The sequence below is a fragment of the Frankia sp. CeRuru1 genome (genome assembly GCF_977966315.1).
In genome coordinates, this window is the sequence record NZ_CDWWEW010000229.1 from 1 (window position 1) to 8,512 (window position 8,512).

General features: G+C 72.5%; 7 protein-coding genes. 6 read left to right on the forward strand and 1 reads right to left on the reverse strand.

Going from position 1 to position 8,512, the window contains the following annotated elements:
• Nucleotides 1–279: 279 nt before the first annotated feature.
• Nucleotides 280–3,483, reverse strand: a complete 3,204-nt coding sequence (gene ileS / locus AC08OP_RS16070) for an isoleucine--tRNA ligase (protein ID WP_476614945.1) — start codon at nt 3,481–3,483, stop codon at nt 280–282.
• A gap of 228 nt (nt 3,484–3,711) precedes the next feature.
• Between ileS and AC08OP_RS16075 the strand changes: the two genes are divergently transcribed.
• The 6 genes from AC08OP_RS16075 (at nt 3,712) to AC08OP_RS16100 (ending at nt 8,471) form a co-directional block, all read left to right on the forward strand.
• Nucleotides 3,712–3,852, forward strand: a complete 141-nt coding sequence (locus AC08OP_RS16075; protein ID WP_462203491.1) for a hypothetical protein — start codon at nt 3,712–3,714, stop codon at nt 3,850–3,852.
• Nucleotides 3,853–3,976: 124 nt separating this feature from the next.
• The gene (locus AC08OP_RS16080) at nt 3,977–4,660 is read left to right on the forward strand and encodes a signal peptidase II (protein ID WP_476614946.1); all 684 of its coding nucleotides are present in this window, start codon (nt 3,977–3,979) and stop codon (nt 4,658–4,660) included.
• On the forward strand, nt 4,641–5,582 hold the full coding sequence (locus AC08OP_RS16085) for an RluA family pseudouridine synthase (protein ID WP_476614947.1): 942 nt from the start codon (nt 4,641–4,643) through the stop codon (nt 5,580–5,582). Before AC08OP_RS16080 ends, AC08OP_RS16085 begins: the two co-directional genes overlap by 20 nt.
• On the forward strand, nt 5,579–6,622 hold the full coding sequence (locus AC08OP_RS16090) for a hypothetical protein (RefSeq protein WP_476614948.1): 1,044 nt from the start codon (nt 5,579–5,581) through the stop codon (nt 6,620–6,622). The genes AC08OP_RS16085 and AC08OP_RS16090 overlap by 4 nt, the downstream gene beginning before the upstream one ends.
• A 192-nt stretch (nt 6,623–6,814) precedes the next feature.
• The gene (locus tag AC08OP_RS16095) at nt 6,815–7,459 is read left to right on the forward strand and encodes a DUF6308 family protein (RefSeq protein ID WP_476614949.1); all 645 of its coding nucleotides are present in this window, start codon (nt 6,815–6,817) and stop codon (nt 7,457–7,459) included.
• Between the two features lie 49 nt (nt 7,460–7,508).
• Entirely contained in the window at nt 7,509–8,471 is a 963-nt protein-coding gene (locus tag AC08OP_RS16100; RefSeq protein WP_462188896.1) for an ABC transporter ATP-binding protein, read from the forward strand.
• The last annotated feature ends 41 nt before the right edge of the window (nt 8,472–8,512 follow it).

Consider the following 8,512-nt stretch of genomic DNA (forward strand, 5'->3'; position numbering starts at 1 on the left):
AGTTCTGATCATCCGCTGCGCGGCCCTCGGCGAGTCTGGTGTGGCCCTCGGCACCGGCGCGGACGGGGCCGGAGCCGACGGGCGGTCTCGTGATGGGGTGATCGAGAGATGCTGACGCTTTGTGGAGCAGTTCTTGCTCTGTGTACGGTTCTTGCGGTGGTCGGCATTCTTGCCGGCAGCGGTTTCGTCTATGCGTCCATGATCTTGACGCTGGTCGCCGCGGCGCTGCTCCCGGCGGGAGCAGTACGCCGGGCCTCTCGCTGACCTCGGGCCTCGGTCTCAGCCGCCGGTCGTCTCGTGCCGGGTGAGCGTGAACGCCAGGCCCAGCTCCTCGGCCGCCGAGCGGGCTCCCGCCTCCCGCGGCTGCGTCGCAGGCAGCTCCGTGCGGGCCACCTCGGTGAAGGAGACCGCCAGCACCTCCTCGGCCACCGTCTGACCGTGGGTACGCAGCGCGAGTGCGGTCTCCTCGCGCGTCGCCGCCCAGGAGACGTCCACCCGGTCGGTGATCTCCAGCCCTGCCGCCTTGCGCGCGTCCTGGAGCACCCGGACGACGTCGCGGGCGAGCCCGTCGCGGGCGAGCTCCGGGGAGATCTCCAGGTCGAGGGCGACGGAGAGCCCGGACTCGGCGGTGACCGCCCAGCCCTGCCGCGGCGTCTCTGTGATGATCAGCTCGTCCCCGGACAGCTCGGCCTCCTCCCCGTCGACGGTGACGGTGAGCCGGCCGTTGACGGGAGGACCGGCGGCCGCGATGGCCGCGGCGACCGCCTTGGTGTTCCTGCCGAAGCGCCGCCCCAGGGCCCGGAAGTTCGGCTTCACCGAGATGTCGACGACCTCCGAGGTCGCCGGCTCCACCGTGGTCACGTTGAGCTCCTCGGTGATCTGCGCGATCAGCTCGGGGGAGAGCTCGTCGAAGGCACTCGCGCCGATGACCGCCCGCGGCAACGGCTGGCGGGTGCGCATCCCGCTGGCGGCCCGGGCGGCACGGCCGAGTTCCACGATCCGCCGGACGAGATCCATCTGCTCCGCGAGCTCCGGCGTGTGCAGCCCCCCGGGGAGCTCGGGCCAGGCGGCAAGGTGCACCGAGTCGGGGGTCTGCGGGGAGGCGTCGGCGAACAGCCGTGACCACAGCCAGTCGGTGAGGAACGGCGTGAACGGCGCCATCACTCGGGTCAGTGCGTCCAGGCAGGTGTGCAGGGTGTCCAGGGCATCGGCGTCGCCGGCCCAGAACCGGCGGCGGGACCGGCGGACGTACCAGTTGGACAGGTCGTCGACGAACCGGGCGATCCGCCGCCCGGCCCGCAGCGAGTCGAAGTTCTCCAGCGCCTCGTCCACCTCGGCGACGGTGGCCGCGAGCTCGGACAGCGCCCAGCGGTCCAGCACGTGCCGCCGGGCCGGCGGTGTCGCGCCCGCGCCTGGGCTCGCGCCCGGCCGCCAGCCGGCCGCCCCGGCATAGAGGGCGAAGAACGACGCGGTGTTCCAGTAGGTGAGCAGGACCTTGCGGACGATGTCCTCGATCGCCTCGTGGCTCATCCGGCGGTCCGCCCACGGCGAGCCGCCGGCGAGCATCAGCCAGCGGACCGCGTCCGCGCCGTGCCGCTCGAACAGCTCGAAGGGATCGAGCACGTTGCCGAGATGCTTGCTCATCTTGCGGCCGTCGGCGTCCAGGAGCAGGCCGAGGCAGAGCACCGTCTCATAGGAGGAGCGGCCGAACACCAGCGTGCCGACCGCCATCATCGTGTAGAACCAGCCGCGGGTCTGGTCGATCGCCTCGCAGATGTACTGCGCCGGGTACTGCCGGGTGAACTCCTCGAGGTTGTGGTGCGGGGCACCCCACTGGGCGAACGGCATCGCGCCGCTGTCGTACCAGACGTCGATCACCTCGGGCACCCGGTGCGAGACGCCGCCGCAGGTCGGGCAGGTCCCGGTGACCTCGTCGACGAACGGGCGGTGCGGGTCGAGGTCGGCCAGGTTCCGCCCGGCGAGCTCGGAGAGCTCGGCGAGTGACCCGACGCACACCAGATGGGTGGGGTCGTCGTCGCAGCGCCAGACCGGCAACGGTGTCCCCCAGTATCGGTTGCGGGACAGCGCCCAGTCGACGTTGCCGCGCAGCCACTCGCCGTACCGACCGGTCCTGATCCGCTCGGGGTGCCAGGTCGTCCGCTCGTTCTGCGCCAGCAGCTCGTCGCGGATGGCGGTGGTCCGGATGTACCAGGACGGCAGCGGATAGTAGATCAACGGTGTGTGGCAGCGCCAGCAGTGCGGGTAGCTGTGCGTATACGTCGACGCCCGCCACAGCCGGCCCCGTGCGCGCAGGTCGGCGGTCAGCGGCGCGTCGGCATCCTTGAAGAACATCCCGCCGACCAAGGGGACGTCGGCGAGGAAGCGGCCGCCCGTCCCGATCGGGTTCACCACCGACAGCCCGCTCGCCCGGCAGACCGCCAGGTCCTCCGCGCCGAACGCCGGCGCCTGGTGGACCAGGCCCGTGCCGTCCGTGGTCGTCACGTAGTCGGCGAGCACGACCGAGTGCGGGACGCCGGTGCCGGCCGCGAACCGCTCCGCCGCCAGCAGTTCGAACGGGCGGGTGTAGCGGGCACCGGCCAGCTCCGCCCCGCGGAACCGCTCGACGATCTCGGCGTCCTCGCCGAGGGCCGCGGTGACCAGTGGTTCGGCGACGACGAACAACTCCCCATCCCCCGCGCGGGCCAGGACGTACTCCACCTCCGGGTGAACGGCCACCGCCGTGTTCGACACCAGTGTCCACGGGGTCGTCGTCCAGACCAGCAGCTGCGCGCCCTGCCCGGCGAGGCCGAGGGCGTCGGCGACGAGCGGGAAACGGACGTAGACCGAGGGGTCGTCGACGTCCGAGTAGCCCTGGGACACCTCGTGGTCACTAAGCGGCGTCTCGTCGCGCGGGCAGTACGGGGTGACCCGGAAGTCCTCGACCAGCAGGCCCTGGTCGAAGATCTGCTTGAGCGACCACCAGACGCTCTCGACGTAGCTGGTGTCCATGGTGCGGTAGGCGCCCTCGAGGTCGACCCAGTAGCCCATCCGCTCGGTCATCGCGGAGAAGTCCGCGACATGGCGCAGCACCGACTCGCGGCACCGGGCGTTGAACTCGGCGATGCCGAACGCCTCGATGTCGTTTTTGCTGGTGAAGCCGAGCTCCTTCTCGACCGCGAGCTCGACGGGCAGCCCGTGGCAGTCCCAGCCGGCCCGCCGGGGAACGTGGTAGCCCTTCATCGTCCGGTAGCGGGGGAACAGGTCCTTGAAGACCCTGGCCTCCACGTGATGCGCCCCCGGCCTGCCGTTGGCGGTGGGCGGGCCCTCGTAGAAAACCCACAGCGGGCGGTCCGCGGTGGCCTCCAACGAACGGTGGAACACCTTGGTGTCGCGCCAGCGGGCCAACGTCTCCCGCTCCAGGGCGGGCAGGTCCACCTGGGCGGGCAGCGGAGCGAAGGTGGGATGCCGCAGGGGGGTGCTCATCGTGGGGACCCGGTCTCCATAGTCGTGATCTCCGTCGGGCTGGCTCTCCAACGGAGGGACGACGCCTCACCGGCCCCGGGAGTGACCATCCGGCCGATGCGCCGGCCGCCTGTCCTGCCCGGACCGGGGGTACCGCGGTACCACCCTCCTTGCACACCCGCTCGGCCGGATCGGGCCGAGGGATGGCCCCTCGTTGTCCTCGCGGTGGCCGGATCTACTGGGGACCCGATGGTCGACCGGATCCCGTTCTTCCGGCGGCTCGGGGGTGATCTTCGCGACGCGCTGGCCACCGGGCTTCCACCGACCCCGGCTCGCTCGGGCTGCGCCCGCCGCTACTCGTCCCCGTCCACGCCGTACCGCTGCCCATGAGCGTAGCTCAACGGGACGAGTGGTCCCGTCCCCGGCTCGGCCCTTCGCCGCGCGGCCGGTTCATCGTCGGGACCCGGGGTCGTAGAGTGGTCCGGTAGGAGAGGTGCCGACCATCGGGAGCGGTGTGTCCGAAGATTCCGCCGATCACGCAGCGGCCGCGCCGGGGGGCGTCGCCCCGGGCGCGGGGCCCGTCGCGTCGGCGATGCCCACGAAGCCCTCGGCCCCGCCCGGGGGGCCGGCGCCGGTGCCGCGCGGGCGGGACGAGGCTCGCCCGACCGCCGGTTCCCGCCGGGCGGTGGCCACGCTGACGGTCGCGGCGGCGATCGTCCTGCTGTCGGACATCATCACCAAGCACGTCGCGGTGGCCACCCTGTCCGACCGGGGGCCTGTCGAGGTCATCCCCGGCCTGCTCGACCTAGAGCTCACCCGCAACTCCGGAGCGGCCTTCAGCCTCGCGGGCGGTGCAACGGTGCTGCTCAGCCTGGTCGCCCTGGCCGTGGTCGCGGTGGTGGTGTTCACCGCCCGCCGGCTGCGGTCGGTGGGGTGGGCTCTCGTGCTCGGCGCCCTGCTCGGCGGGGCGGTGGGCAACCTCGCCGACCGCATCTTCCGCGCGCCGGGTCCCCTGCGCGGTCACGTCGTGGACTTCGTTCACCTCCACTACTGGCCCATCTTCAACGTGGCCGACTCCGCGATCGTCTGCGGCGGCGTGCTCGCGGTCATCCTGTCCCTGCGCGGCGTGGGCCTGGACGGCACGCGCTACGCCGAGCATCAGCCCGTCGGCGGGGGCAGTGACCATCACGGGCGGTGACCTGCGGTCCCTACCGGTCCCGGACGGGCTCGACGGCGTCCGTCTCGACGCGGCGATCGCGAGGATGTTCGGGCTGTCGCGGACCGTGGCCGCCGCGCTCGTCGACGACGGCCAGGCGAGCCTTGACGGGAAGGTCCGGGGCCGGTCCGACCGGGTCAGCGGCGGTGCCTGGTTGGAGGTCCGGCTGCCCGCCCCGCCGCGTCCGGTGGCGGTGGAACCCACGCCGGTCGAGGGTCTCGGCATCCTCTACGACGACGACGACATCATCGTCGTGGACAAGCCGGTCGGGGTCGCCGCGCATCCGGCGCCCGGCTTCACCGGACCGACCGTGATCGGGGCGTTGGCGGCCGCGGGATACCGCCTCTCCACCTCGGGCGCGGCCGAGCGTCAGGGGGTGGTGCACCGTCTCGACGTCGGTACCACCGGGGTGATGGCGGTCGCCAAGAGCGAGCGTGCGTACACCCTGCTGAAACGGGCGTTCCGTGACCGTGCGGTGGACAAACGCTACCGGGCCGTGGTGCAGGGCCATCCCGATCCGCTGCGGGGCACCGTGGACGCCCCGATCGACCGGCATCCGCGCCGGCCGGGGCTGTTCGCCGTCGTCGCGGACGGCAAGCCGAGTATCACCCACTACGACCTCCAGGAGGCGTTCCGGGCCGCCTCCCTGCTGTCCGTGCGGTTGGAGACCGGGCGCACCCACCAGATCCGGGTGCACATGTCCGCCCTGCGGCACCCGTGCGTCGGGGACCTCGCCTACGGGGCCGACCCCACGCTCGCCGAGCGGCTCGGCCTGACCCGCCAGTGGCTGCACGCGGCGCAGCTGTCCTTCGATCATCCCGGTCACGGCGGACGGGTCGAGTTCACCAGCCCGGACCCGGCTGACCTGGCCGAGGCGGTGGAACGACTGCGGGACCAGCCATGACGGAGCCGGCGACGCTCGGGGAGGCGACCTCGGCGCCGGTGCCCGCTCCCGCGGCCCCTGGGGGAGCGGTGCCGGCCCAGGCCCCCGCCGGCCGGGGGTGGCCCACCGTGCGCCCACCGGTCCACGAGCTGGGGGCGCTGCTCGATCGGGTCGACGCCCGCACGCTGCCGGCGACCTCTCGCGCGATCGCGATCGTCCGGGCGCGGATGGTGGGCCTGGCGGCGCGGGAGATCGGTCGGGTCCGCCGGACCCGGGACCGGGCCCGTCCCTCGCCTGCCGGCTCCGACGACGATGACGGTCCGCCGGCCCTGCTCGACGTGGCCGGAGTCACGCCCGGCGGGGTGGTGGAATGGGGCGTCCGGATGCTTGTCCTCGGACTCGTCGCGTTGATCGTGGTGAGCGCGACGGCCGCGATCCTGCAGGGCGTCGATCATGCTCCGTCGTCCGGACGGTCCTCCCCGGCGACCGGGGAGGCGCCGACGTCCGCGAACCAGCCGGCGGCGCCCGTGTTGCCCGTGGTGACGATCGGCCCCGGGCCGAACGACCCGGTCGCCGACTACCTCGGCGCCAGCCGGCAGAACCTCGCGTCGCTGACCTCGGCCGCCCCCGGCGCCGATCTTTACGCCGTGGCCAGTCTCACCGCGCCCCGCACCCCCGCCGACCTGCTCGAGGTGTTCGGCGACTTCCGGACCGTGCAGGTGTTCTTCACCGCCGGTATCGGGGGTGAACAGGAGCAGGCCCTCGTGCGCGATCCGGTGGCCGACGTCCGGGCCGCCTTCGGGTCGGCGGCGGCCCAGGCGGACGCCCGAGCCGCTGCCGACACGCAGGTCGGCGACACTGCCGCCGCCGACCGCGAGCGGCGAGCGGCGAGCGACCTGCGGGCCGGGTGTGGATGTCTGTTCGCCGCGGTGGTCCGCGCCCCGGCCGGCCGGCTCTCGCAGCTCGAAACCGATCCTCGGGTGCGGGTGGTGGACCCGGCCCCACCGGGAAGCGGGCCACCGGGTGTGAGATTCATCCCACTGTCCCCGGACCGTCGCTGACCTGGTCGAGACCGTCCGCATGATCGGACGGTGTGCCGGGCACGGGTGGCGGACGGTGACCGTTCTGGCGTGGCACCCGACCCCTGCGCCATCGTCGACCGGGACAGGAGAAGATGAGGGGGGGAGACCGGCTTCGTCACCTGGGGTTGCGACCGGCCGGGGAGTTCACGGATCATGATGAGGAGACCCAGGTTGAAGCTGGCTAAGGGCACCCGGGAGGTCTTCGACGCGGAGAGCCTGCTCGAGGAGTACCTGGGGCCGCGCAAGCGAGGTCTGCGCTACGCCTACCCGTACTACGACGGCCTGGTCACCAATAGTGATCCGGATCTGCTGTGCACCGGGGATCTCCTGGCCCCGTGCCTGCTCGGCGTGCACGTGGACGTGGATCGGATGCACACGCTCACCGCACTGATGCCGTTGCTACAGCGGGCGTTGGACAGGCTTCCTCCCGGCATCGAGCTCATCGAGGCCGACGAGGCCACCCTCGATCTGGTCGCCGCGCTCTACGACCCCCTCGACGACCCGGACGTCTCCGACCGGGACGTCAAGGGCTCCCTCATCGCCAAGGTGCTGCACCGCAAGCGGCCCGCCCTGGTCCCGTTGTTCGACTCCAAGGTGAGGATCTTCTACCAGCACGAGGACTGCGTCCCGCCGTCGCCGCGGGACGGGCGGTCCTGGCGGCAGTACATGGGCCTGCTCATCCGCGCGATGCAGTACGACCTGCGGGAGAACGCCGAGGAGTTCCGCCGGCTCGGGGCGCTGGTACCCGTCGCGGGTCCCCCGATCACCCCGCTGCGGATGCTCGACGTCGTGGTGTGGATGAGCAGCGCGGTGTGATCAGCGCCCGTCGCCGGCCCGGGACCATCGACCGGATCCGACTGCGACAATGGTCGATGTGTTGAGCTACGCGGTCCGCGGGCTCACCCGGCGGCACGGGACGGGTGAGCATGCCGTTCTCGCCAATGATCGGATCGATCTCGACGTCCGGCAGGGCGAGGTGTTCGGGGTGCTCGGGCCGAACGGCGCCGGGAAGACCACGCTGGTCCGCCAGTTGATGGGTCTGCTGCGGCCGGACGCGGGCACGATTACCCTTTTTGGCCGCGACGTGCTGGCCGCCCGCGGTCTGCCGGCCCGGCTCGCCGCCTACCTGGGTCAGGATGATCTCGCGCTGGCCGAGCTGCCGGTCGCCACGGCCGTGGCGACCACCGCCCGCATGCGCGGTGTCCCCCGCTCCGCCGTGCGGGCGGTCCGTGACGCCGTGCTCGGCGAGCTTGGTCTGGAGGCGGTGGCGCATCGCCCGCTGTCGAAGCTGTCCGGTGGGCAACGCCGGCTGGCGTGTGTCGCCACCACCCTGGTGGGGGACCGGCCGATGCTCGTCCTCGACGAGCCAACCACCGGCCTCGACCCCGTCGCCCGGCGGGCCGTGTGGTCGGCGCTGCAACGTCGCCGGGACACCGTCGGTGTCACCGTCGTGCTGATCACGCACAACGTCCTCGAGGCGGAGTCGGTGCTCGACCGGGTCGCCGTCCTGGACGCCGGGCGGGTGATCGCCTGCGACACTCCGGGCCAGCTCAAGGCATCGTTGTCCGGTGACGTCCGGCTTGACCTCGCGTGGCGCCACGACCCGCCCGCGGACGATCCCACCGTCGCGACGTTGGCCGCGCTCGCCGTGGTCAACGGACGGCGGTGGACCATCCGGTTGGCTCCGGCCGCGGCCCGTGACGCCCTCGGCCGGTTGACCGCCGGCCCGGCGTTCGCCGCGCTGGACGATTTCAGTCTCGCCACTCCCTCGCTGGAGGACGTGTACCTCACCCTCGGCGGCGGGTCGCGGGACCTGGAGCGCGCATGATCGTGATTTTCCGGTGACCGTCGTTCCGGACGCGCTCGGGG